Consider the following 23,815-nt stretch of genomic DNA (forward strand, 5'->3'; position numbering starts at 1 on the left):
AAATTATGGTTCGATATTATTGTCAAGCACTTTTGCATAGCCTAGGATGCTAGTCAATTATTGAAACCTGATTTTGCAATGCAGAACTAAAGCTTTTTGTTTTCTAGTTAAAAGGAGTGTTTATGACAATAACGACATCTTCTCCCTTTACCACGCTAGGTATTGTGGGCACCGGCGCCATGGGACGCGGTATTGCACAGCTGGCGGCACAGGCGGGTCTGGAAGTAAGGCTCTTCGATGTCAAGGAGGGCGCAGTTGAAGAAGCCAAGGCGTTCATCGAAGGCCTGTGGCAACGCGGCGTCAAAAAAGAGCGCCTCTCCAGCGAAGAGGCCACGGCCTACGGTGAGCGGCTGCAAAAAGCTGACGATCTTGAGGCGCTCGCCCCTTGCGACATCGTGGTCGAGGCGATCGTCGAGCGGCTCGACGCAAAGCAGTCGCTATTCTCCGAGCTCGAAGACATCGTCGACACACAAGCAGTACTGGCGACCAATACCTCGTCGCTTTCGGTCACCGCCATCGCCGCAGGCTGCCGCCACCCGGAACGCGTCATCGGATTTCACTTCTTCAATCCAGCGGTACTGATGAAAATCGTCGAGGTAATTCCGGGGCTTCGCACCAGCAACGAGTTCACTGAGCGCGTGAGCGCGCTGGGCGAAGCGATGGGCCACTTCACCGCACTCACTACCGACACGCCGGGTTTTCTGGTCAACCACGCCGGGCGCGCCTTCGGCACCGAGGCGCTGCGCATTCTGGGCGAAAGCGTCACCGATGTGGCCACCATCGATCGCATCATGGTCGATCAGGGCGGTTTCCGGATGGGGCCATTTACTCTTCTGGATCTCACGGGCCTCGACGTTTCCCACGCGGTGATGGAGTCCATTTATCACCAGTTCTATGAAGAACCGCGCTTTCGCCCGTCCCCGCTGACACGCCAGCGCCTGGATGCCGGGCTTCTCGGTCGAAAGACCGACGAGGGCTTTTACCGCTACGTGGATGGCAAGCAGCAGATGCCCTCGGAACCCGAGGTGCCCGGGGCCGAAGCCCGCCCGGTGTGGATTAGCCAGGACGACCTGCAAAGCGCGGCGCTGCTTGCCCAACTCGTGCAAGATGCTGGCTGGACGCTGGAAACTACGGATGCTCCCTCGCCAAAAGCGCTATGCCTGCTGACGCCGCTGGGCGAAGACACCACGACCTGCGCCCTGCGTCTCAAGCTCGATCCTCGCCGCTGCGTCGCCGTGGATATGCTCGCCGGGCTTGAAAAGCGCCGCAGCTTGATGGCAACACCGGTCACCCAAGACGACTATCTGCAGGCCGCCGCCGCTCTGCTCAATCACGACGGCACGCCGGTCAGCACCTTTCAGGACAGCAACGGCTTCGTGCTTCAGCGTATCGTGGCCTGCATCGTCAACGTGGGCGCCGAAATCGCCCAGCAAAGCGTCGCCGAGCCGGCCACCATCGACCGCGCCGTGGAACTCGGACTGGGCTACCCCTTTGGGCCGTTGAAGATGGGGGATCACTACGGGGCGCGACGCATTCTGACCATTCTCGATCGGCTGCAGGCGGCCACCGGGGACCCGCGCTACCGCCCAAGCCCGTGGCTGCGTCGTCGCGCCGAGCTCGACATACCGCTGACCCAAGCCTGAACGAAATCGCGCCGGGCCGAATCCTATTCTGAAACCCGATTCGGCCGGCCTACTTGATAAACGCCCATTGACCACAACAAGGAAAACGTCATGACCGATGCCTACATTTATGATGGTATTCGCACACCGTTTGGACGCCACGGCGGTAGCCTTGCGGCCATTCGCCCGGACGATCTGCTAGGGCTCACGCTCAAGACGCTCGTCGAACGCAACGCCTTCAAGCCTGAAAACTACGAAGACGTGCTGGCCGGTTGTACCAACCAGGCCGGGGAAGACTCGCGCAACGTCGCGCGCCACGCGGCGCTTTATTCGGGGCTGCCTATCGAGGTGGCGGGGCAGACGGTCAATCGCCTGTGCGGCAGTGGCTTGGCGGCGATGATGGATGCCGCCCGCGCGGCGCGCGTGGGCGAAGGTGAGCTGTTTCTCGCAGGCGGCGTGGAGTCGATGTCCCGCGCGCCCTACGTGCTGGGTAAGGCGGAGACCCCCTACGCCCGCAACCAGCCGATGTTCGATACCGTCATCGGTTCGCGCTTTCCCAACCCGTGGATCGCCCGTGAGTACGGCAACCACAGCATGCCGGAAACCGCCGACAACGTTGCCCGCGACCTGAACATCAGCCGCGAACAAGGCGATGCCTTCGCCGCACGCTCGCAGGCACGCTACGCCAAGGCGCTGGAACAAGGATTTTATGAAGGCGAAATCATGGGCGTTGAAGTCCCCCAGGGACGCAAGCAGCCGCCGCTGCTGGTCGACAAGGATGAACATCCGCGCCCTCAGAGCACCGAGGACAAGCTCGCAAAGCTCGGTGCGCTGTTCGAGGATGGCGTGGTCACCGCCGGCAACGCGTCGGGCCTCAATGACGGCGCCGCGGCGCTGATCGTCGGCACAAAAAGCGCCGGCGAGAAAGCCGGAGTCGCTCCCAGGGCGCGAATCGTCGCCAGCGCCGTGGCCGGCGTTTCACCGCGTGTGATGGGGCTAGGGCCGGTTCCCGCTTCTCAAAAAGCGCTCGCCCGCGCGGGCCTTTCGCTTTCACAGATGGATGTCATCGAGATCAACGAGGCGTTCGCCGTGCAGGTCTTGGGCTGCGTGCAAGGGCTTGGCCTTTCAAGCGACGACCCGCGACTGAACATGAACGGCGGCGCCATCGCCATCGGTCACCCGCTGGGCGCTTCCGGCGCGCGCCTGGTACTGACCGCCCTGCGCCAGCTGGAAGCCACCCACGGCCGCTACGCGCTGGTGACCATGTGCATCGGCGTGGGCCAGGGCATCGCCACGGTCATCGAGCGCCTCGACGCTTGATCGCCTGCGTTGAAGGGTGTCACGCCGGCCCCGGTGACATATGCGATAATGAGCGCCATTCACCACCGACTGGAAGACCGAATGCAACACACCGATAGCGATGCCCCGGCCTCGCCCGGCAAGGATCGCAATTTCGTCACTGCTCTAGCCCGCGGGCTGGAGCTTTTGCGCGCCTTCGGAACCGGTGAGGAGTATCTGGGCAATGCCGAGCTCTCCAACCGAACCCGCATTCCCCGCCCGACGGTATCCAGGCTCACCTACACGCTGACCCAGCTCGGCTATCTTCAGCATAATACCCATCTGGAGAAGTACCGACTCGGTCCCGGCGTACTGGCGCTGGGCTACCGCTTTCTAGGCAACATGGGGATACGCGAGATCGCTCGCCCTCACTTGCAGAAGTTTGCCGAAGCCACGGACTGCAACGTAAGCCTGGGCGGTGCGGATCGCAGCGACATGGTGTATCTGGAAACCTGCCACGGCAGCGGGCCGTTGATCATTCGACTGGATGTGGGCTCCAGATTGCCTATCGCCACCTCGGCCATTGGCCGAGCATGGCTGTGTGGCCTGACAGAGAGTAAGCGTGAGCAGGTCCTTCAGGTGCTCGCTCAGCACCATGAGCGTGACTGGCCAGCACTTGAAGCGGGTATTCAGCAAAGTCTGGAAGATTACGCCCAACACGGATTCTGCTTTTCGGAGCAGGATTGGCAACGTGACATCAGCGCCGTGGCCATGCCGCTCATTCTGGAAGATGGCGCCGAGGTCATGGCAATCAACTGTGGTGGCTCCAGCGTGCGCCTGGATCACGATCGACTGGTGCACAACCTTGGGCCGCGCCTCAAGGAGGTAGCCGCGCAAATCAAGCAGGAACTCGCTCCCAAACCGCGCATAGTGCGCTAAGCTTGCGTCCAGAGCTTTTCACTAACGTTCGTTTGAATGCATCATGAAAAGCGCGAGATCGAAAGGACGCGGGAGCGGCAATGCCAACGGAGTGGATCAAACGCGAGGGAGACACGCTCACTCTCAAGGGGGAGTGGACGCTCGAGCATTACATGGCGCTTAAAAAGGCGCTCGACGACCTTGGTCAAAAGCCCGAACCCGAGGTAAAGCTCGAGGGCTTTGATCGCATTGACACTGCCGGCGCGGCGCTATTGGTCGATCTTCTAGGCGTCGAGCGCGCCGTTCAGGTCGATGAGTGGGCAAGCGATTTACCCGACTCGCAGCGCGCGCTGATCATGCGTATTGCCAGCGCCATGGACGTTTCGCTGACCCTGGAGACCGACACGCCGAATCGGCTGGTGTCGATGCTCGCCGGCATCGGCGAGAAGGTCGAGGCGCTTTATCGTCAGCAGCGCGAGCTTTTAGGCTTTATCGGGCTGGTGCTGGCAACGGCGCTGCCGGTGATGGTCAATCCGCGGCGCTGGCGGGTAACGGCGACCGTCGCCCATGTTCAGCAAAGTGGTTTGAACGCCGTGCCCATCGTCATGCTGCTCACCTTCATGGTGGGTGCGGTGGTCGCCTTTTTAGGCGCAACGGTGCTGCAGAGCTTCGGCGCGACCGTCTATACCATCAATCTGGTAGCGTTCTCGTTTCTGCGCGAATTCGGCGTGCTCCTGGCCGCCATTCTGCTGGCCGGGCGCACGGCCAGCGCCTTTACCGCCCAGCTTGGCGCAATGAAATCCAACGAGGAGATCGATGCGCTCAAGGCGCTGGGACTCGACCCGATTGAGCTTCTGGTGCTGCCGCGCATTCTGGCGATGCTGGTGAGTCTGCCGCTTCTGGCGTTCATCGGCATGCTCAGCGGCCTGCTCGGCGGTGCGGTGGTCTGTGCGGTGTCGCTCGATATACCGTTCTATCAGTTCATGAGTACGCTGCAGGAGAGCGTCTCGCTCAATCATTTACTCGTCGGGCTCGTAAAGGCGCCGGTGTTCGCCTTCATCATCGCGGTCATTGGCTGTCTTGAGGGGTTCAAGGTCGCCGGGAGCGCCCAGTCGGTCGGCGCTCACACCACCTCGAGCGTGGTGCAGTCGATCTTCATGGTGATTTTGATCGACGCGCTGGCCGCGCTCTTTTTCATGGAGATGGGCTGGTGAGTCGCGACGATGGCACGACCGCAAAAAGCACAGAAGCTGGTCGCGAGCCGGTCATCCGCGTTCAGGGGTTGGTCAACCGGTTCGGCGATCACACCGTGCACGAGCATCTCGATTTGACCGTCGAAAAAGGCGAGATTCTCGGCGTGGTGGGTGGCTCGGGCACCGGCAAGTCGGTGCTGCTTCGAAGCATCGTTGGTTTGCAGCGTCCTAACGAAGGCACCATCGAGGTGCTGGGTACGGATCTCTCGACGCTGGACAATGAGGCGCGCAGCCGGGTCGAGCGTCGCTTCGGCGTGCTGTTTCAGCAGGGGGCGCTGTTTAGCTCGCTGAACCTGCAGGAGAACATCGCCCTGCCGCTGATCGAGCACAGCGGCTTGCCGCGCGAGGAGGCCGAATATCTGGCGCGCATCAAGCTCTCGCTGGTGGGGCTTTCACCAGAGGACGCACGCAAGTCGCCGGAATCGCTCTCCGGCGGCATGATCAAGCGGGCGGCGCTGGCCCGCGCGCTGGCACTGGACCCGGATATCCTGTTTCTGGACGAGCCCACCGCAGGGCTCGACCCCATCGGCGCCGCCGCTTTCGATCAGCTGATCAAGACGCTGCGCGATGCGCTCGGTTTCAGCGTGTTTCTGGTGACCCACGACCTGGACACGCTCCATGCGGCCTGCGACCGGGTCGCGGTGCTGTCGCAAAAGCGCGTGCTGGTGGCGGATACGTTGGAAAACGTTGCCCAAACCGACGACGAGTGGGTTCAGGAGTACTTCAACGGCCCGCGGGGTCGCGCCGCCGCTTCCTCTTTCGATCAGGAGTGACACGCTCATGGAAACCCGTGCGCATCACGTTTTAATTGGCCTTTTTACCCTGCTGACCGCGGCCGGCGCGCTCGTGTTCGCGCTCTGGATGAGCCAGGCCGCCGGTGAACAGGAGTATCGGCCCTACCGCATTCTGTTCGACAGAAGCGTCAGCGGGCTATCCGAAGGGAGCTCGGTGCAATACAACGGCATTGAGGTCGGCGAGGTCACCCATATGGCGCTCGACCCGACCGACCCGCGCCAGGTAGTGGTGTCGATTCGCGTCGAAAGGGAGACGCCGATCAAGATCGATACCCGCGCCAAGCTCTCGATTCCCAGCATCACCGGCAGCATGTCGGTACAGCTTGAAGGCGGCGCGCCGGAAAGTCCGCTTTTGTACGCACAGTCCGATGATGCGGTGCCGTTCATCCAGGCGGATCCTTCGCCCATTGCCACGTTCATGGAGCAGGGTGAGGAGATGATCGACAACGTCAACGCCATTCTCGAGAACGCGAACCGGTTGTTCAACGACGAGAGCCGCGAGCAGGCGGGCAACATTCTGACCGATATTGCCGAGATCACTGACATGATCGCGTCCCAGCGTGCCGCGCTCGACGAGAACATGGCGCTGTTTGGCGATACGTCCCGCCAGGCTACCGCCACACTTGAACGCATCGAGGTGCTCAGCGACGAGACCACCCGGCTTTTGCGCGAGGATGGCCAGCAGGTAATGGCGAGCGCGGCCAGCGCCAGCCAAGACGTTGCCCGGGCCGCTCAGCGCATCGAGCAGCTGGTCAACGACAACGCCGCCGCGGTCGAAAGTACCCTTGCCAGCACTCAGGACGTCGCCCCGGCCCTCTCGGCGCTGCGCTCGACGCTGACCACGCTTGACCGTATCACCCGCGATCTCGAAGAGAACCCGACCGACTTTTTACTGGGTCGTGACCAAATAGAGGAGTTTCGCCCATGAAGATTCGCGCAGGCCTTGGCCTTTTCGCGGCCGCGCTGCTGGCGGGCTGCTCGGTGCTGCCGGAAAGCGACCCGGCCACGCTCTACCGCCTGCCGGTCGCCGCCAGTCAAACCCCGGCGAACAACCCCTTGCTCGGCGATAAGCGCCTGGGCGTCGCCGCCCCGGAAGCGGGGCATCTGTTCAGCGGCAACCGCATCGTGGTCTATCCGGATCGCAACGTGGTCAACGTTTACGAAGGAGCGCGCTGGCACGAAGACGCTCCAGCGCTGATACAAACCCGCCTGATCGATGCGCTTTCGCAAAGCGGTCTGTTCGAAGGTGTTAGCGTCGACCGGCTGCCGTCGGATCTGCTGCTGGTGAGCGAGCTCAGGCACTTTCAAAGCGAGTACGACCGCACGCCTCCAGCGGCGCGCATCCAGCTCGACGTTCAGCTCGTCGATGGAAAGCGACAGCCGATCGCCAACGAAACCCTGATCGCTAGCGCCCGCGCGGCAAGCGTCGAAATTCCCGATGTCGTCGACGCCTTTGGCGAGGCCAGCGACCGCTTGAGCGCCGCGCTCGTCGAGTGGCTCGCCAACCTTTCAAGCGACGCGCTCGAATCCGAGCGCCTGAATTGAAACGTCAAAGCGCCCGCGGGTTTTTGGGGTAAAAGCGTTCGGGCTGGCGCTCGAGGTGGGAAAAAAACCGGGTGTCCTTATAGGGCATTTTCATGAAGCCGGAGACCCCCAACCCGTCGATCAAATTGACCGCGTCGAGTATCCGATCCAGTAGCGCTGTAAAGGCGTGCTCCTGGTCCGGGTCGAGCAGCCGGTAGTAGCTGTGAATCTTCAGGTGTCGCGGATGGGCCTCGAAGATGATCATGCCGGTGTGGTGGATCTCGTTGAGCCGTTTGAGCAGCGCCATGATGGTCTCAGGCAGCGCCAAAAGCTCTTCCGGATCGGGGCCGTCCTCGAAGTAGCTGTGTTGGCGGGTGCGGTTCTCCTCCGGCGTGGCGCTTTGCTCGAAGCGAATACGGGTGTCTGGCTGGCGCTCAAAAGGCTCAGCTTCGCTCGCCCGCTCCAGATGCAGCGTCTGGCGGGCGTCGAACAGGCAGCTTTTGAACACCCCCTGACGATGAATGGCGCGGGCCAGGTGTACCATGTTGTTGACTGCCTGAGTGAACGCCGGGCGTTTGGCCGGGTCGTGCAGGTTCAAGGAGGAGTCGATATAGACCCCGTCGGCTTCCCAGCGAATGGCGAGCCCCCCCACGACCGGGTATCGGCCCAGCCGGCTCACCGAGGCGAGAAACGCCTTTTCGGTTTCCCCCATCCCCTGCATGAACTGCTTGTAGTAGCGGTCGAGCTGCACGTCGTTGACGTCATCCAGCGCCGGCTCGACGTTGGCTTCGCGCAGAAACGCCTTACGTGAGCTGTATACCACGGTATCGATCTCGGCGCCGGCCGGGCGTGCCCAGACCGGAATCAGCGCCACGGCGGGCTTTTCAGGCAGATCCACCATCACCGTGCGCGCCATGGCGGGCATGCGCGCGAGAAAGTAGTCGCCGGCCTGGCGGCGCGTAGCGGGGTCCGGGTCGAGCATGGCGTCGAGCGTGCGGGCGAACTCGACGGGAAGGCCCAGCGAGCTTGCCGGAATGGCGCGGTGGCCGAATCGGCAGGACTGAGCCGAGGCGAGTGCGTAGAGCGTGCCGGCCACGCCCTGCTCATCAAAACGCGGTGACGACAGCGCCCCGCTCAGCTGCTCCTCGCCAATGAAATAGACGTCGCCCAGGCGCGCGTTGGTGTGCTGGAGATGATTGGACATCAGCTCCATGACGTTGCTGCCGACCGGCTGCAGATCGCTATCCAACTGGGCGAAGACCGATGACCCCCAGTCGATCAGCGCCACGGTCTCACGAGCGGCGTCATACACCAGGTTCGAGGGTTTGATGTCGCCATGCACCAGCGGCCGTCCGTGGGGGCCGGTCTCCTGACGCAGCGCCAGCAGAATATCGGCGAGCTGCGCGGCGATGTTGACGACCAGCCGAGGCGATAGCCGCCCGTAGCGCAGCGAAATCTCCTCCAGATTCAGGCCCGGCGCCCGCTCCATGACCAGAATCGACTGGCCGCGAATGCGCTGATAGCTGATCAGCCGCGGTATGCGCGGATGGTCAATTTGATCGAGCATGAACGCCTCCTCCTCGAGGCGCTCCTGCAGATGCGTGGGTAGGGTGATACGCGAGAATTTGAACACGTAATGGCGGAGGGTGGCACCCTGCTCGGCGCGGCCGGCAAAGACGAAGCCGTAGGCGCCCTTGCCGATCAGCTCGATCGCCTCGAACCCGAGCTGGCCGAGCTCGGCCTGGCAAAGCGCTACCCAGTCCTTGAGCTTTCGCGCATCCCGATGGTTGAGAAGATAAACCGACTGCTCTTCGGGAATGTAGAACTGCTGTAGCGCCTTGGGCATCGCTCCCTCGTCGGGCTTTTGCGGTCAGTGGCTAGCGTAGATGCAAAAGCATCGACTCCGGCGACTCCAAAAAGCCTTTCCAGGCATTACAAAAGCGCGCAATGGTGCCGCCATCGATGAAGCGGTGATCGCCTGCCCAGGTCACCGTCATGATCGCCCGGCGCTCGACCGTCCCCGCTGCATCGAAACGCGGCAGCCACTGGCTTTTGCCGATGGCGACGATCGCCGCCTCCGGGGCGTTGATGATCGGCGCGGCGTAGGTGCCGCCAAGCGCACCGATGTTCGAGACGGTGATCGTGCCGCCCTTGAGATCCGCCTGATCGACGCGCCCTTCTCGCGCCGCCTGGGTCAGCCGGCCGATCTCCCTGGCAAGCTCCATCAGCGTGAGCGCCTCGACCCCTTTGACGTTGGGCACCATCAGCCCCGCCTTGCCATCCACCGCCATGCCAATATTACAGTGGGCGGCGTAGTGAAGGGTGTCTGCCGCCTCATTAAGCCGGGCGTTGACCAGCGGCTCGGACGCGATCGCCAGCGCCATCGCTTTCATGAAAAACGGCATCAGGGTCAGCCGCTCGCCGCCTGCCTCGACCGAGGGCTTGAGCCGCTCGCGAAGCGCCAGAAGCTCGGTGACGTCGATCTCTTCGCCGTAGTGAAAGTGGGGAATGGTGCTGACCGAATGCACCATGCGCTTGGCCATCGCGGCACGCATTCCGCGAAGTGGCTCGGTGCGCTCGCCAGAAGTGTCCTCGGCTGGCACCTGGTTCTTATCGCTGCTTACGCCGTTCAGATGCGCCAGCACGTCTTCTTTCAGCACCCGGCCGTCCTTACCGCTGCCCTTGATCTCGTCGAGCTTGAGATCGTGCTCGCGCACTAGCCGACGCACAGCCGGGCTCGCCGGCGTTTTGCTATGGCACTGTTGAGGCGAAGCATCCGGCGCCTTTTGGGTATCAGTATTGGAGACGGATGAAGCTTCCGGCGCTGTCGGTCGTGACGCCGGCTGTTCACTCGGGGATGCCTCGACTTTATTCTCGTTCGCTGCGCCAGCGCTCTCCTCATCGGGTTCAGCGTCATCGGCCTGGTAGGCGTAGAGCGGCGCGTGCACCTTGGCGATCTCACCTTTTTGCACGTAAAGCCTGGTGACCACGCCCGCCTCGGCGGCGGTGATCTCGACCAGCGCCTTGTCGGTCATCACCTCGACGACCGGCTGGTCCTCTTCGAGCCGGTCGCCCTCCTGGACGCGCCACTCGACCACTTCACACTCCACGATCCCTTCGCCGATGTCCGGCAGTACAAAATCACTCATGGTGTCTCTCCCGGATTAGAAATCGACGCTTTCACGGATCGCCTCGAAGATCTTGAGGTGATCCGGCAGATACTCTTTTTCGAGCACCAGCGGAAACGGCGTGTCCAGCCCGGTCACGCGGCGAATGGGGGATTCCAGGTAGAGAAAACAGCGCTCGGCCACGGTGGCGGCGATCTCGCCGGCAAACCCGCCGGTCAACGGCGCCTCGTGGCTAATCACCAGCCGCCCGGTCTTTAGCACCGACTCGACCACGGCGTCGCTATCCCAGGGCGCCAGCGTGCGAAGATCGATCACTTCGCAGTCGATGCCCTGCTCCTCGGCAAGCTCGGCGGCCTTGTGAATCACCTCCATCTGCGCGCCCCAACCGACCAGCGTGATGTCGCCGCCTTCGCGGGTGATCTCCGCCTGTCCGAGGGGGAGCTGGTAGTCCTCTTCCGGTACCTCGCCGGTGGCGGCGCGGTAAAGGCGTTTGGGCTCGAGAAACAGCACCGGGTCCGGGTCACGGATCGCGGCGAGCAGAAGCCCCTTGGCCTGGTAGGGGTTTCGCGGCACCACCACCTTGAGCCCCGGCGTATGGGTGAAATAGGCTTCCGGCGACTGCGAGTGGTAGAGCCCGCCGGCGATGCCACCGCCGTAGGGCGTGCGGATGGTCAAACCGCCGACGTTGAAAAGATCGCCGGAGCGGTAGCGAAACTTGGCGGTTTCGTTAACGATCTGATCGAACGCCGGAAAGATGTAGTCGGCGAACTGGATCTCGGCTACCGGCACCGAGCCCTGCGCGGCCAAGCCGTTGGCGAAGCCGATGATGCCCTGCTCGACCAGCGGCGTATTAAAGCAGCGCGCCTTGCCGTACTTCTCCTGAAGATGGCTGGTGGCGCGGAAAACGCCGCCAAACACGCCCACGTCCTCGCCAAAGCAGATGACCTTGTCATCCTCGGCCATGGCGATATCCAGCGCCCCGTTGATCGCCTGAAGCAGATTCATTTTAGCCATGGCTACACTTCCTCATCCGTGGACGCGGCGGGCGCGATGTCCAGATCCAGCGATTTGGCGCCCTTCGGGTAGGCCTCCGGGTAGCGGCGGATATGGCGCTTGAGCCCGTCGAGCTGGCGCGTAAGCTCCGGGGTCACCTCGGCGTAAACGTCGGTAATCAGGGAGTCCAGCGGCGGCGCGGCACGCTTCTCGGCGCGCTTCAGGGTCTCCAGCACCTCGCGGCGCAGCGACTCCTCAAGCTCGCTCTGCTCATCGTCGCTCCACCACCCCTGGTGGGTAAGCCACTTTCTAAAGCGCAGCACCGGGTCCTTGAGCCGCCAGGTCTCCTCTTCGCTCTTGGCGCGGTAGCCCGACGGGTCGTCTGACGAAGAGTGGGCCGCGAGACGATAGGACATCGCCTCGATCAGCACCGGTTTGTTCTGTTCGACGGCGATGACACGCGCTTGGCGGGTCGCCTCGAACACCGCCAGCGCGTCGTTGCCATCCACGCGAATGACGTGCATGCGATAGCCCATCGCCCGTGGGGCGATACCGTCGGCGGCGAACTGTTCGACCGCGGGCGTCGAGATGGCGTAGCCGTTGTTACGGCAAAAAAAGATGACCGGTACCTGGTGGACCGACGCCATGTTGAGCGCGGCGTGAAAGTCGCCTTCCGAGGCCGCGCCTTCGCCGAAAAAGGTCAGCGTGCAGAGGCCGTCACCGGCGAGTTTCTGGCCGTAGGCGTAGCCCGTAGCCTGGGGGATTTGGGTTGCCAGAGGCGATGAAATGGTCATGTAGTGCAGCTTGCGCGAGCCGTAGTGCACCGGCATCTGCCGGCCCTTGCCGTAGTCCAGCTCATTGCCGAACAGCTGGTTCATGAACTCGTCGATGGTGAAGCCGCGATACATCAGCGCGCCCTGCTCGCGGTACTGCGCCATGATCATGTCGCGCTCATCGAGGGCAGCGGTGGCACCGACGATGGCGGCCTCCTCACCGGTACACTGCATGTAAAAGCTCAGCCGGCCCTGACGCTGGGCGGCGAGCATCCGCTCGTCGAGAAGCCTGGTGGCAAGCATCGCCTTGTACAAGCGCCGAGCGTGGTCGCGCTCGAGCGCCGGGGCCGTGGCACCGTCATAAAGCGTCCCTTCCGGGTCGAGCAGGCCAAAGGTCGGGATGGAAAACTCGTCGCCGGTCATGAAACTCGGCTGATGGTCAAAGCGTGTCATTTTTTATCCTTGTATGCCCCTTTTGAAGGCAGTGTTGTCGGTGTCGACCGTTTTTGCCAGTGGATATAACCGGCAGCGATCAACGCAACACGTGAACAGTAACGCAGCGAACCACTTTTAGAGATACGACTTAGGGCGCAGAGCCCAAGCGCGCGCTTGGAAAACGCTAACAAGATGGGGGTTAAGCGGCGGAGCGCCTGGCCAGCGCCTGCTGGAAAAGGTCGAAAAGGCTATCGACGGTGAGTGCCAGCAGCGCGATCAAGAGCGCGCCCTGGAGGACGTAAGCCATGTTGGCATTGACGATGCCGGAGATGATCGGGTCGCCCAGGTTGCTCGCCCCGACCGTCGCCCCCAGCGCGGCGGTGGCGATATTGATCGTGATCGAAGTGCGGATGCCGGCGAGAATCACCGGAGCAGCGAGCGGCAGCTCCACACGCCAGAGAATTTGTCGCTGGGTCATGCCCATGGCGAGCGCCGCCTCTTTGGTACCAACGTCCACGCCCTGTAGACCCGCCAGCGTGTTGCGCAAAATGGGCAAAAGCCCGTACAGCATGAGCGCAACGATGATCGGAAGCGTGCCAAAGCCCAGCACCGGTACCGCCAGCGCCAGTACCGCTACCGGCGGAAAGGTCTGGCCAATGGAGGCAAGCTGACCCGCCAGCGGCAGAAAGTCGCGCCCACGCCGGCGGGTGACGCCGATGCCCGCCAGCACGCCGACCACGATAGTGACCGCTCCGGCCACGCCGACCACCAGTAAATGGCGGCCCAACAGGTCGAGAAAGCTGGCGCGGCTATAGATGACCTGGCGGGCATCCGGTGCAACCCAGCGAAAAAAACCGTCGACATAGGGCATGCCGAAGACCGCCAGCGCCAGCAGCGCCAACCAGCCAAGCGGCACCAGCCAGCGCGGTGAACAACCGGGGCGCAACGATTCAACATTAGCCTGCACGGTGAGCGCCCCGCTCGGTCTGGGCTTCCTTGATCAACCGGCGAAGCGTGAGCTCACCGATGGGCACGTCGCTTGAGTCGACCACCGTGAGCCGGTCGCAGTGATCGCGCATCATCATCGAAAGCCCCTGGCGCAGGGTGAAGTCGCCGGGAATACGCGCATGGGCAGGAATGGCCGAGCCAAGCGAGGTCATGTGATCCCTCACCCTGGTCAGCGCGGCCTGCTTGAGCCCGCGCTCGAGCCCGCCGAGCATGGATTCCACGAAGGCGTCCGCCGGGTGCTGTAAAAGCGCCAGCGGGCTGCCCTGCTGCACGATGCGACCATCGCGCATCACCACCAGGTGGTCGGCAAGCTTCAACGCCTCGTCCATGTCGTGGGTAACGAACACTACGGTCTTGTGCAGTTTGGCCTGCAGGCGTAAAAGCTCGTCCTGGAGTTTTTCGCGCGTCAGTGGGTCGAGCGCGCCAAACGGCTCGTCCATTAGCAGAATATCCGGGTCGGCGGCCAGCGCCCGGGCAACGCCCACTCGCTGCGCCTGACCGCCGGAGAGCTGGTGAGGGTACTTGTGGGCGAACTCGTTCACGGGCAGTCCGAAAACGCCCATCAGCTCCTCCACCCGCGCGTTGACCTTCTCGGCGGGCCATTTCAAAAGCCTTGGCACCAGGCCGATATTGCGCGCCACGCTCCAGTGGGGAAACAGCCCGGTACTCTGGATAACGTAGCCGATACGCCGTCTTAGCTTGACCGGATCGAAGCTCTCGAGAGGCTCGCCATTCAGCGTGATCTCGCCGTCGCTATGCGGGATCAGCCGGTTGATCATGCGAAGCGTGGTCGACTTCCCACAGCCGGACGTGCCGACCAGCGCACAGAACTTGCCCTGGCCGACGGTCAGCGAGATATCGTCGACCGCGGTGGCTTCACCAAAGCGCTTGGAAACGTGAGAGAGCTCGATCATGCCTGTCCTCCGTGACGGGTGAGTTCGGCCAGCGCCCCGAGCCCGGCATCCACGATCAGCGCCATGACCACGATCGGCAGCGCCCCGAGCAGCACCATGTCCATGGCGGCCTGGCCCAGCCCCTGAAAAATGAACGTGCCCAATCCACCGGCGCCGATCAGTGCGGCCACCGCGGTAAGTCCCACGGCCTGAACGGTGGTGATACGCACGCCTTCCAGCAGCACCGGCAGCGCCAGCGGAAACCGAACCTGCCAGAACCGTTGGGCCGGTCGCATCCCCATGGCGGTAGCGGCTTCCAGCGTGTCCGGGCGCACCTCGCCCAGCGCAATATAGGTGTTTCGCGCAATGGGCAGCAGGCTATAGGCGATCAGCGCGACCAGCGCCGGCGTATTGCCGATGCCGCTCACGCCGAGATCGCGCAAAAAAGTCACGTTGGCACCAAGCCAGGCAAGCGGCGCCAGCAAGAGCCCGAAAAGCGCCAGACTGGGGATGGTTTGAAAGAAGTTCAGTAGCGCAAACCCGACTTTTTCCACTCGAGTGAAACGGCGCATCAACAGCGCAATCGTCATACCCAGTACCAGGCTTACGCCCACGGCGCTGGCGACCAGCACCAGATGCTGGGACAAGGCGGCGTAAAACGCACTCTGACGCGAATGGAGCTCCTGTACCAGCGCCAACTCGTCGAGCCAGAGGCGAGCGCAGAGCCACCAGACGAGCGTCACGCCGACCAGCAGCGCGGCGGTGGCCAGGCGTTTGAGCCCAAGACGCAGGCGAAGCTCGATCAGACACAACAGCAGCACGAACAGCAGCGTCCAGTAGCCCGCACCGATACCGAGCCGCGCCTGGGCAAGCGCCGGGTCGATTAGCAAATGACCAGCGACCATCAACCCGAAGGGCATCAGCAGCAAAATCAGCACCACGAGCAGCAGCATCGCTTGGTAATTGACCGGCTCGGCCTTGAGCGACATCGCCGCCAGCGCCAGAAGCAACAGCGAGATCAAAAGCGCTCCCACCACGCCGAACGCATCGACGACGCCAAACGTACTACCGGGGACGATACGGTTGGGCGCAACGCTGACCGTGGAGGTCAGCCAAAGCGCCGCGAGCATGACGATCGAAAGCGTCAGCAGTACCGCATTGGGCGCAAGCGTTCGCGCCCCGGCCTTGAGCCGGGCCACTGCCCGTAATGGCATCGATCAGTCGCCCAGGCTATCGAGGTAGTCGCGGGCCACCTGATCCGGCGACAGTCCGTTGACCGCTACGTCGGCGTTCAAGCGCTGCAGGGTTTCGAGATCAAGCGTCTCGAACACCGCCTCCAGGCTCTCCTCGATGGCCGGGTAGGTGTCGAGTACGCTTTCACGCACCAGCGGCGCGGGCTGATAGATCGGCTGCACGCCTTTGGTGTCCTCGAGCACGACGAGGTTGAGCGCGTTGAGTCCGCCGTCGGTGCCGTAGGTCATCGCCGCGTTGACGCCGCTGGTTTGCTGAGCGGCGGCGCGCATGGTGGCAGCCGTGTTGCCGCCGGAAAGCACCAGCAGCTGATCGTCGGACAGCTCGAAGCCATAGGCGTTCTGGAACGCCGGCAGCGCCTGCTCGGATTCGACGAACTCGGCGCTGGCGGCGAACTTGAATTCACCGCCCTGCTCCAGGTACTCGGCCAAATCGTCCAGCGTCTTGAGATCGTTCTCCTCGGCCAGGTCGCCGCGCACGCTGATCGCCCAGGTGTTGTTGGCGCTGGCCGGGCGCAGCCACACCAGACCATTTTGCGCGTCGCGCTCGCGCACGGCTTCAAAGGCCTGATCGGCGTCGTTCCAGACCGGGCTGTCGGTCATGTCGAAAAAGAACGCGCCGTTGCCGGTGTACTCCGGGTAGAGATCGATTTCGCCGGCTTCGATGGCGCTTCGTACCACGCTGGTGGCACCGAGCTGCAGACGGTTTTCCGTCGGAATCCCTTCGCGCTCCAACGTCTGAATGATCAGCTCGCCAAGCACCGAGCCTTCGGTATCGATTTTCGACGCGACGACCACCGGATCATCGGCCTGGGCGGCGCTGGTTGTGAGGGCGAGCGCCAGCGTTGCAAGCGTGGGTTTAACCATGGAGCGCATTGTCATCATCCTTTATTCAATTGGCTCATCAAAGCGTTGAGTATAGGTGTCGCGCCGTCAAGCGCCACACCCACTCCCCGCTCTAGCTCGCCTCGACCACCCAGGTCGTGCCCTCGCGGGAGTCCTTGAGCACGATACCGAGCGCTGCCAGCTCGTCGCGAATGGCGTCAGCCCGGGCGAAGTCCTTGTCCATCTTGGCCTGCTTGCGCTGCTCGATCTTCTCTTCGATGTCGGCGTCGCTGATCGCCGCGCTCGCGGTGCCCTTGAGAAACGCGCTCGGTGCCTGCTGTAAAAGCCCCAGCACGCCGGCCAGGCGAACGAGCTCAAAAGCCAACGCCGGCGCGCCCGACGGCGCCTCGGTTTTGGCGCGGTTCACTTCGCGGGCCAGATCGAATAGCACCGCCAGCGCTTCCGGGGTGTTGAAGTCGTCGTCCATCGCCGCCTTGAAGCGAGCATCGAACGATGTCTCCTCCATCGGCTGCGACGCAGAGGCAAGTTCGACACCGTCAAGCGCGGTGTAGAAGCGGATCAGCGATTTTCGCGCCTCGACCAGCGAGCCCACCGAGTAGTTGATCGGGCTTCGGTAGTGACTCGCCACCAGTAGAAAACGCACCACTTCCGGGTCGTGCTCTTCGAGCACGTCGCGGATGGTGAAGAAGTTGCCGAGCGACTTGGACATCTTCTCCTGGTCGACGCGCACCGCGCCCGCGTGCATCCAGGTATTGACGTAGGTCTGGCCGGTGGCGGCCTCGGATTGGGCGATCTCGTTTTCGTGGTGCGGGAAGGTCAAGTCCGGGCCGCCGCCGTGAATATCGAACGTATTGCCCAGGCAGCACGTCGACATCGCCGAGCACTCGATGTGCCAGCCAGGCCGACCGTCGCCCCAGGGCGAGCCCCAGTGCGCCTCACCCGGCTTGGCGGCTTTCCAGAGTACGAAATCGAGCGGGTCTTCCTTGTGCGTGTCCACCTCGATACGAGAACCCGCGCGCATGTCGTCGAGCTGGCGGTTGTTGAGCTTGCCGTAGCCTGCGAACTTGCGTACCCGGTAGTAGACGTCGCCGTTGTCGGCACGGTAAGCAAAGCCCTTGTCGATCAGCGTCTCGATCATCGCGGTGATGTCGTCGATATGGCCAGTGGCCCGCGGCTCTCGTGACGGCGGAAGCACCCCAAGACGCGCCTCGTCCTCGTGCATCGCGGCGATCATGCGCTCGGTGAGCGCGCCGATCGGCTCGTCGTTCTCTTCGGCGCGCTTTAAAATCTTGTCATCGATGTCGGTGATATTGCGCACGTAGTCGACCTCGAACCCGCGCTCGCGCAGGTAGCGGGTGATCACATCAAACGCCACCATCACCCGGGCGTGACCCAGGTGGCAGTAGTCGTACACCGTCATGCCGCACACGTACATGCGCACCTTGCCAGGCTCGATCGGGGTGAAGGTTTCCTTGGCCCGGGTAAGCGTGTTGTAGATCTGCATGGCCACCTCAGCCCTTTTTCTGAATTTTCGCCCAGCTATCCTTCAGCCCGACGGTGCGGTTGAAGACGAGCTTGTCCGGCGTCGAGAGGTGGCGGTCGGCGCAGAAGTAGCCCACCCGCTCGAACTGGTAGCGCGACTCCGGCTTGGCATCCGCAAGGCTCGGCTCGCCAACGGCCTGGCAGACGACCAGCGACTCCGGGTTCAGGTGATCGAGGAAGTCGGAGTCCTTGTCACGGTCCGGCTGCTCGACCATGAACAGGTTGTCGTAGAGGCGCACTTCCATGGGCACGCCGTGAACCGCGCTCACCCAGTGGATCACGCCCTTGACCTTGCGCCCTTCCGGGTTCTTGCCGAGGGTATCGAAATCCACCGAGCAGCGAAGCTCCTCGATCTCGCCGGCGTCATCCTTGATTACTTCGTCACAGCAGATCACGTAGCTGTTACGTAGGCGCACTTCCTTGCCCGGCGCCAGGCGGAAGAACTTCTTGGGGGCGTCCTCCATGAAGTCTTCCTGATCGATATAGAGCTCGCGGGTCAGCGGCACGCGGCGCACGGGCATGTCGTCGCGGGCCGGGTGACCGGGCACCTCGTACACCTCCTCGAAGCCTTCGTCGACGTTGGTCAGCACCACCTTGAGCGGCTTCATCACGCACATCGCGCGCGGGGCATTGTCCTCGAGATCCGAGCGGATCGCGTGGGTCAGCATGGCGATGTCGACCAGACCGCCGTCGGCGCGGGTCACGCCGATCATTTCGCAGAACTTGCGAATCGAGGCCGGGGTGTAGCCGCGCCGGCGCATGCCGGAGATGGTCGGCATGCGCGGGTCGTCCCAGCCCTCGACGATCTTCTCATCGACCAGCAGTTTCAGCTTGCGCTTGGAGGTGAGCGTGTAGTTCAGGTTCAGGCGCGCAAACTCGATCTGGCGCGGCTTGCTGGGCACCGGCAGGTTGTTCAAAAACCACTCGTAAAGCGGGCGGTGATCCTCGAACTCCAGGGTGCAGATCGAGTGGGTGACGCCTTCGAGCGCATCCGACTGGCCGTGGGTGAAGTCGTAAGAGGGGTAGATCTTCCAGGCATCGCCCGTCTGGTGGTGGCTTGCGTGGCGAATGCGGTAAAGAATCGGGTCGCGCAGGTTGATGTTCGGCGAGGCCATGTCGATTTTGGCGCGCAGCACCTTTTCGCCTTCACCGAACTCACCCAGGCGCATGCGCTCGAGCAGATCCAGGTTCTCCTCGACCCCGCGCTCGCGATAAGGGCTCGGGCGGCCGGGTTCGGTCAGCGTGCCGCGGTATTCGCGAATCTCGTCAGGATTCAGGTCATCGACGTAGGCCTTGCCTTCGCGCACCAGGTGCTGCGCCCAGGCGTAGAGCTGGTCGAAATAGCTCGATGCAAAGCGCACCTCGCCCGCCCACTCGAACCCCAGCCACTCGACGTCCTCCTTGATGGCGTCGATGTAGGCCTGTTCTTCCTTCGCCGGGTTGGTATCGTCGAACCGCAGATGACAGTCACCACCGAGCTCACGCGCCAACCCGAAGTTGAGACAGATCGACTTGGCGTGGCCAATGTGCAAAAAGCCGTTGGGCTCCGGGGGGAAACGCGTCACGATCGTGCTGACCTGCCCGCTTTCGATCTCGTCGCGTACCTGGTTGCGAATGAAGTTCGGCGCTTTGGTGGTCTCGTTGGTCATGGCGGTGTTGATAACCTCACAGTGGATGGCGTGCCGGACGAAAAGCAGTGCGCGTCGTCCCGGAGTAAAACCGTAGCGCTTCGCGGCGCCGGGCAAAACCGCTATTATAACGCGACGCCGATGCACAGCGCCAAGGCGAACGCCTTCATTCAACAGGAATTTAACCATGATCGTATTACAGACCAGCATGGGCGACATCACCGTTGCGCTCAATCACGACAAGGCCCCGAACACCGCCGCCAACTTCGAGCAGTACGTGCGTGACGGCTTCTACGACGGCACGCTGTTTCACCGCGTGATCGACGGCTTCATGGTCCAGGGCGGCGGCTTCGACACCAACTTCGAGCAAAAGCCGACCCGCGACCCGATCGAAAACGAAGCCGACAACGGCCTTGAGAACACCATCGGCACACTCGCCATGGCGCGCACCCAGGACCCGCACTCGGCGAGTTCGCAGTTTTTCATCAACGTGGGTAACAACAGCTTTCTCAACCACAGCGGCAAGAACCTGCAGGGCTGGGGCTACGCGGTGTTCGGCGAAGTGGTCGACGGCATGGACGTGGTCAACGCCATCAAGGGTGTCTCCACGACCCGCCGCGGCATGCACGCCGACGTACCCGCCGAGGACGTCGTCATCGAGCGCGCCTACGTCAAAGACGAGTGATCACCGGGAGGCCTATGCGCACGCTGCTGGTAGCCGATACGCACTTGAGCGGCGATACCCCCGAGATCAACCGGGGGTTCTTTCGCTATCTTGAACACACCGCCCAGGGGGCCGAGGCGCTCTACATTCTGGGCGATCTGTTCGACGCCTGGATCGGCGACGACACCCTCGACGCCCCGCACCCCAGCGCCCAGGTGGCAAGCGAGGTCGCCACGCGCCTGCGCGCGCTGGTCGATGCCGGTACCGCCGTCTATTTTCAGCACGGCAACCGCGACTTCTTGCTTGGCGAGCGCTTTTTAAGCGACTGCGGCGCCACGCTTTTGCCCGACACCTTCGAGACCGAGCTTCAGGGCCTGCCCGTCGTGCTGCTGCACGGCGACAGTCTCTGCACTCAGGACGAGAGCTACATGGCGTTTCGCGCCCAGTCGCGAAACCCCGAGTGGCAGGCGCACATTCTCGCCATGCCGCTGGGCGAGCGCCTGGCGCTGGCCAAAAAGCTGCGCCTGGAGTCGGACAGCGCCAATGCCGGCAAGGCCGAGGCGATCATGGACGTCACCCCGTCAGAGGTGACGGCGCTACTGCGCCAAACCGGCGTGAGCACCATGATTCACGGCCACACCCATCGCCCGATGGTGCACGAGCTGACCGTCGAGGACGTACCGGCCCGGCGCTTTGTTCTGGGCGATTGGCAGCCGCACCAGGGGTGGGACATCGTGATCGAAGCCTGTGATGGTTTGCCGACCCCGCGGCTTCGCCGCTTCGCGCTGGATGCGCCGCCCGAGCCGGACGCCGGTTAAACACGACCGGCGCGGCGCCAAAGGCACGCAACCCGCGGACATGAAAAAGCCGATCCACTGGATCGGCTTTTTCGTATCATTCAAGAGAGCCCTCCAGTGATAACGAGGGCTCGATTGAGTGTCTAACGCTCGATGTCGGCGTCGTCTCTGAGCTGCTCGATCAGCCCCTGGACCGCGGCCTGGGCGCGAAGCTGCTCGGAAATGCGGGCGACGAACTCACTCGCCTGATCGCCTTCGCCGCTCTCCGGCGTGCTTACGCTATCGAGCGCCACCACGGCCACGCTTGCGGGCATCAGTACGCTTGCGTAGCTTGAGTCACCGTCAACCGGGCGCGGCATGGCAAACACGCCGTCGACCAGCGTCGCCGGCAGCGTCGTCGGCCCCTGGCGGGAAATATCGCTGGCCTCTTGCCAGTCGATGTCGACCGACTCATCATCTCTCAGCGCCTCGATAAGCCGCTGGGCCTCTTCCTGCAGCGCATTTTGGCGCTGGGCGGCGGCGACGTATCCTTCGATGTCGCTTCGTACCTCGTCCAAAGGCAGCAGCGTGGCGTCACGGTGATCCGCCGCGCGCAGCACCAGCCGGCGGTCGTCGTCGAGCTCGATGACCTGGCTGTTGTAACCCTCTTCCAGCACGTCGTCGGTGAAGGCCTCGTCCATGACGCCGGGCTCTGAAAGCACGCCGGTACCGCCATCGCGGGTGATCCAGTCGGTCTGGTATAGCGTCAAGCCGAGATCCTCCGCCACACTTTGCAGATCGTCGGCGGCGAAGCTTTCGTCGATCAAACGCTGTACCTGGCGGTTGAAGTCGTCGTTGACCTCATCGAGCGCGGCGGTCTGCTCGAGGCTTTCACGCTGCTCCTCGAAACTTGGGCCTTCGACGCTGGTCACGCGCAGCACGTGGAAGGCGTTGCCCATTTCCACCAGCCCCGAGGTTTCACCTTCTGCCAGTGAGAACGCGGCGTCGTCAAACGCCTCGCCCATGATGCCCGGGGAGACGACGCCCAGATCACCGCCCTGCTCGGCGCTGGCGGTATCGTCGGAGTACTCCTGGGCGACCTGCTCGAAGGATTCGCCGCCTTCGATGGCAGCCAGCGCTTGCTCGGCGCGCGCCTTTGCCTCTTCACGGCTGCGCTCGTCGCCGAACGTCACCATGATGTGGGACATCTGGCGGTCGCTGGTCTGGCTCTGGGCGCGGTAAGCGCGGCGCAGCGCCGCATCGTCGACCTCGACGCTCTCAGCCATCTCCTGACGGTCGATCACCACGTACTCCACCTTCACCTGCTCTGGACGCTCGAAGCGCTCCGGGTGGGTATCGTAGTAGTCGCTGACCTGCTCGTCGGTGACGCTCGGATTGAAGTCGATATCGCCCTGGTCGAGCATCACGTAGCGAAAGCTGCGCTGCTGGTTTTGCAGCGCGAGCATGCGTTCGCGTTCGCTGGGCAGCACGAAATCGCTTTGGGCCAGGCCCTGTTGCAGGTAGCTGCGCTTGAGATCGTTTCTTAGCTCTTCGCGAAACGCCAGTGGGGTATAGCCTGCACGGCCGAGCTGGTTGCGAAAGATATCTGCGTTGAAGCGGCCCTGCCCGTCCTGAAACTCAGGCAGCGTGACGATGACCTGATCGATCTGCTCGTCGGACAGATGGAAGCCGCCGTCGTCGGCGTACTGGCCCAACAGTTCCTGGGTAATCAGCTGGTCGAGCACGTCGTTTCGAAGCGCGCGCTCCTGCTCCGGCGGTACCTGGCCCGAGCGCATCGCTCGCTGCACCTCGACCTCTACCTGCTGGCGCATAATGGGTTCGCCATTGACGCTTGCCACTTGATTGGGGTCGCGACCGAAGGCGCTGAACAGCGACTCCACGCCAAACAGCGCCATGGCGGCCACCATGAGCCCAATGATGATTTTAGCCCCCCAGCTTCGGGAACCGTTGCGAATACTTTGCAGCATGCTTGCCTCAGATCGTCACAGCCATTTGTCGCGCCCGGTGAGGGCCCTTTAAATAACATGGGCGCATCGCTTTCGCGATGCGCCCATTACGTTACAGCAAACGCGGGTCAATCAGTTGACGGCGTCTTTCAACGCTTTACCCGCCTTGAAGTTGGGCACCTTGGCAGCGCTGATCTGGATCGGCTTGCCGGTTTGCGGGTTACGGCCGGTGCGCGCGGCGCGCTCCTTGATGGCGAACGTACCAAAGCCCACCAGTGAAACGCTCTCGCCTTTTTTGAGGCTATCGGTGACAGACTCGACCATGGCATCCAATGCGCGGGTTGCCGCTGCTTTCGGAATATCTGCAGACGCGGCAATAGCTTCAATCAGCTCGGACTTATTCACACTTCACCCCTTAAATGTTTCGAAAAAATGGCTCTGAACGGCGCGGTCACCGGCGGGTACAAGCTCAAAGCATAGCTGCGTTTTATAGCAATGCCTTGAAATACCTGTCAAGCGACCC

At 62.8% G+C, this 23,815-nt stretch carries 21 protein-coding genes; 9 read left to right on the forward strand and 12 right to left on the reverse strand.

Annotated features, from left to right (window positions below; all coding sequences use genetic code 11):
* Nucleotides 1-122: 122 nt before the first annotated feature.
* The 7 genes from OCT39_RS09340 to OCT39_RS09370 all read left to right on the forward strand — a co-directional run bounded on the left by OCT39_RS09340 (nt 123) and on the right by OCT39_RS09370 (nt 7,410).
* Complete coding sequence (locus OCT39_RS09340) at nt 123-1,643, forward strand: 3-hydroxyacyl-CoA dehydrogenase (protein ID WP_263584214.1); 1,521 nt, start codon at nt 123-125, stop codon at nt 1,641-1,643.
* Nucleotides 1,644-1,733: 90 nt separating this feature from the next.
* Nucleotides 1,734-2,942, forward strand: a complete 1,209-nt coding sequence (locus tag OCT39_RS09345; protein ID WP_263584215.1) for a 3-oxoadipyl-CoA thiolase — start codon at nt 1,734-1,736, stop codon at nt 2,940-2,942.
* 81 nt (nt 2,943-3,023) lie between these two features.
* The gene (locus tag OCT39_RS09350) at nt 3,024-3,839 is read left to right on the forward strand and encodes an IclR family transcriptional regulator (protein WP_252109778.1); all 816 of its coding nucleotides are present in this window, start codon (nt 3,024-3,026) and stop codon (nt 3,837-3,839) included.
* 80 nt (nt 3,840-3,919) lie between these two features.
* The gene (locus tag OCT39_RS09355; RefSeq protein WP_263584216.1) at nt 3,920-5,032 is read left to right on the forward strand and encodes an ABC transporter permease; all 1,113 of its coding nucleotides are present in this window, start codon (nt 3,920-3,922) and stop codon (nt 5,030-5,032) included.
* Complete coding sequence (locus OCT39_RS09360; protein ID WP_263584217.1) at nt 5,029-5,844, forward strand: ABC transporter ATP-binding protein; 816 nt, start codon at nt 5,029-5,031, stop codon at nt 5,842-5,844. Before OCT39_RS09355 ends, OCT39_RS09360 begins: the two co-directional genes overlap by 4 nt.
* Nucleotides 5,845-5,851: 7 nt before the next feature.
* The gene (locus tag OCT39_RS09365) at nt 5,852-6,793 is read left to right on the forward strand and encodes an MlaD family protein (RefSeq protein ID WP_263584218.1); all 942 of its coding nucleotides are present in this window, start codon (nt 5,852-5,854) and stop codon (nt 6,791-6,793) included.
* The gene (locus OCT39_RS09370) at nt 6,790-7,410 is read left to right on the forward strand and encodes an ABC-type transport auxiliary lipoprotein family protein (protein ID WP_263584219.1); all 621 of its coding nucleotides are present in this window, start codon (nt 6,790-6,792) and stop codon (nt 7,408-7,410) included. The genes OCT39_RS09365 and OCT39_RS09370 overlap by 4 nt, the downstream gene beginning before the upstream one ends.
* A 4-nt stretch (nt 7,411-7,414) precedes the next feature.
* Here OCT39_RS09370 and OCT39_RS09375 read toward each other — a convergent pair whose 3' ends face one another.
* From OCT39_RS09375 to OCT39_RS09420, 10 genes are all read right to left on the reverse strand, one after another.
* Nucleotides 7,415-9,235, reverse strand: a complete 1,821-nt coding sequence (locus OCT39_RS09375) for a protein kinase domain-containing protein (RefSeq protein ID WP_263584220.1) — start codon at nt 9,233-9,235, stop codon at nt 7,415-7,417.
* Between the two features lie 31 nt (nt 9,236-9,266).
* Nucleotides 9,267-10,538 (reverse strand): 2-oxo acid dehydrogenase subunit E2, encoded by a 1,272-nt coding sequence (locus OCT39_RS09380; protein ID WP_263584221.1) that lies wholly within the window; start codon nt 10,536-10,538, stop codon nt 9,267-9,269.
* Nucleotides 10,539-10,553: 15 nt separating this feature from the next.
* The gene (locus OCT39_RS09385) at nt 10,554-11,531 is read right to left on the reverse strand and encodes an alpha-ketoacid dehydrogenase subunit beta (RefSeq protein WP_263584222.1); all 978 of its coding nucleotides are present in this window, start codon (nt 11,529-11,531) and stop codon (nt 10,554-10,556) included.
* A gap of 2 nt (nt 11,532-11,533) precedes the next feature.
* Nucleotides 11,534-12,736, reverse strand: coding sequence for a thiamine pyrophosphate-dependent dehydrogenase E1 component subunit alpha (locus OCT39_RS09390; RefSeq protein WP_263584223.1), 1,203 nt, complete (start codon nt 12,734-12,736; stop codon nt 11,534-11,536).
* Nucleotides 12,737-12,917: 181 nt separating this feature from the next.
* Complete coding sequence (locus tag OCT39_RS09395) at nt 12,918-13,685, reverse strand: ABC transporter permease (RefSeq protein ID WP_318152963.1); 768 nt, start codon at nt 13,683-13,685, stop codon at nt 12,918-12,920.
* The gene (locus tag OCT39_RS09400) at nt 13,675-14,640 is read right to left on the reverse strand and encodes an ABC transporter ATP-binding protein (RefSeq protein ID WP_263584224.1); all 966 of its coding nucleotides are present in this window, start codon (nt 14,638-14,640) and stop codon (nt 13,675-13,677) included. Before OCT39_RS09400 ends, OCT39_RS09395 begins: the two co-directional genes overlap by 11 nt.
* Nucleotides 14,637-15,833, reverse strand: coding sequence for an ABC transporter permease (locus OCT39_RS09405; protein WP_263584225.1), 1,197 nt, complete (start codon nt 15,831-15,833; stop codon nt 14,637-14,639). Before OCT39_RS09405 ends, OCT39_RS09400 begins: the two co-directional genes overlap by 4 nt.
* A gap of 3 nt (nt 15,834-15,836) precedes the next feature.
* Nucleotides 15,837-16,745: an ABC transporter substrate-binding protein gene (locus OCT39_RS09410; protein WP_311960725.1), complete on the reverse strand. Its 909-nt coding sequence runs from the start codon at nt 16,743-16,745 to the stop codon at nt 15,837-15,839.
* A gap of 82 nt (nt 16,746-16,827) precedes the next feature.
* Nucleotides 16,828-18,219 (reverse strand): cysteine--tRNA ligase, encoded by a 1,392-nt coding sequence (gene cysS / locus OCT39_RS09415; protein WP_263584226.1) that lies wholly within the window; start codon nt 18,217-18,219, stop codon nt 16,828-16,830.
* Nucleotides 18,220-18,226: 7 nt separating this feature from the next.
* Nucleotides 18,227-19,906 carry a glutamine--tRNA ligase/YqeY domain fusion protein gene (locus OCT39_RS09420; protein ID WP_263584227.1) on the reverse strand — a complete coding sequence of 560 codons (1,680 nt, stop codon included), beginning with the start codon at nt 19,904-19,906 and terminating at the stop codon, nt 18,227-18,229.
* Between the two features lie 166 nt (nt 19,907-20,072).
* Between OCT39_RS09420 and OCT39_RS09425 the strand changes: the two genes are divergently transcribed.
* Together OCT39_RS09425 and OCT39_RS09430 are read left to right on the forward strand one after the other, a co-directional pair.
* Nucleotides 20,073-20,570, forward strand: a complete 498-nt coding sequence (locus OCT39_RS09425) for a peptidylprolyl isomerase (RefSeq protein WP_263584228.1) — start codon at nt 20,073-20,075, stop codon at nt 20,568-20,570.
* A 14-nt stretch (nt 20,571-20,584) separates the two neighbouring features.
* Nucleotides 20,585-21,367 carry a UDP-2,3-diacylglucosamine diphosphatase gene (locus tag OCT39_RS09430; RefSeq protein ID WP_263584229.1) on the forward strand — a complete coding sequence of 261 codons (783 nt, stop codon included), beginning with the start codon at nt 20,585-20,587 and terminating at the stop codon, nt 21,365-21,367.
* A gap of 122 nt (nt 21,368-21,489) precedes the next feature.
* Here the strand turns inward: OCT39_RS09430 and OCT39_RS09435 are convergent, their stop codons facing one another.
* A complete protein-coding gene (locus OCT39_RS09435) occupies nt 21,490-23,313 on the reverse strand; it encodes a SurA N-terminal domain-containing protein (protein ID WP_263584230.1) in 1,824 nt (607 codons plus the stop codon).
* Nucleotides 23,314-23,424: 111 nt separating this feature from the next.
* Nucleotides 23,425-23,697: an HU family DNA-binding protein gene (locus OCT39_RS09440; protein ID WP_252109795.1), complete on the reverse strand. Its 273-nt coding sequence runs from the start codon at nt 23,695-23,697 to the stop codon at nt 23,425-23,427.
* Between the last annotated feature and the right edge of the window lie 118 nt (nt 23,698-23,815).

This window comes from Halomonas sp. GD1P12 (assembly GCF_025725645.1).
Lineage (GTDB): Bacteria > Pseudomonadota > Gammaproteobacteria > Pseudomonadales > Halomonadaceae > Vreelandella.

Bases quoted from the DNA above. Each gene is read 5' to 3' on its own strand.
- OCT39_RS09435 (WP_263584230.1), bottom strand. From the start codon at position 23,313: ATGCTGCAAAGTATTCGCAACGGTTCCCGAAGCTGGGGGGCTAAAATC.
- OCT39_RS09425 (WP_263584228.1), top strand. From the start codon at position 20,073: ATGATCGTATTACAGACCAGCATGGGCGACATCACCGTTGCGCTCAAT.
- OCT39_RS09390 (WP_263584223.1), bottom strand. From the start codon at position 12,736: ATGACACGCTTTGACCATCAGCCGAGTTTCATGACCGGCGACGAGTTT.
- OCT39_RS09410 (WP_311960725.1), bottom strand. From the start codon at position 16,745: ATGCGCTCCATGGTTAAACCCACGCTTGCAACGCTGGCGCTCGCCCTC.
- OCT39_RS09345 (WP_263584215.1), top strand. From the start codon at position 1,734: ATGACCGATGCCTACATTTATGATGGTATTCGCACACCGTTTGGACGC.
- OCT39_RS09370 (WP_263584219.1), top strand. From the start codon at position 6,790: ATGAAGATTCGCGCAGGCCTTGGCCTTTTCGCGGCCGCGCTGCTGGCG.
- OCT39_RS09340 (WP_263584214.1), top strand. From the start codon at position 123: ATGACAATAACGACATCTTCTCCCTTTACCACGCTAGGTATTGTGGGC.
- OCT39_RS09355 (WP_263584216.1), top strand. From the start codon at position 3,920: ATGCCAACGGAGTGGATCAAACGCGAGGGAGACACGCTCACTCTCAAG.
- OCT39_RS09420 (WP_263584227.1), bottom strand. From the start codon at position 19,906: ATGACCAACGAGACCACCAAAGCGCCGAACTTCATTCGCAACCAGGTA.
- OCT39_RS09365 (WP_263584218.1), top strand. From the start codon at position 5,852: ATGGAAACCCGTGCGCATCACGTTTTAATTGGCCTTTTTACCCTGCTG.
- OCT39_RS09400 (WP_263584224.1), bottom strand. From the start codon at position 14,640: ATGATCGAGCTCTCTCACGTTTCCAAGCGCTTTGGTGAAGCCACCGCG.
- OCT39_RS09385 (WP_263584222.1), bottom strand. From the start codon at position 11,531: ATGGCTAAAATGAATCTGCTTCAGGCGATCAACGGGGCGCTGGATATC.
- OCT39_RS09430 (WP_263584229.1), top strand. From the start codon at position 20,585: ATGCGCACGCTGCTGGTAGCCGATACGCACTTGAGCGGCGATACCCCC.
- OCT39_RS09405 (WP_263584225.1), bottom strand. From the start codon at position 15,833: ATGCCATTACGGGCAGTGGCCCGGCTCAAGGCCGGGGCGCGAACGCTT.
- OCT39_RS09350 (WP_252109778.1), top strand. From the start codon at position 3,024: ATGCAACACACCGATAGCGATGCCCCGGCCTCGCCCGGCAAGGATCGC.
- OCT39_RS09375 (WP_263584220.1), bottom strand. From the start codon at position 9,235: ATGCCCAAGGCGCTACAGCAGTTCTACATTCCCGAAGAGCAGTCGGTT.
- cysS (WP_263584226.1), bottom strand. From the start codon at position 18,219: ATGCAGATCTACAACACGCTTACCCGGGCCAAGGAAACCTTCACCCCG.
- OCT39_RS09380 (WP_263584221.1), bottom strand. From the start codon at position 10,538: ATGAGTGATTTTGTACTGCCGGACATCGGCGAAGGGATCGTGGAGTGT.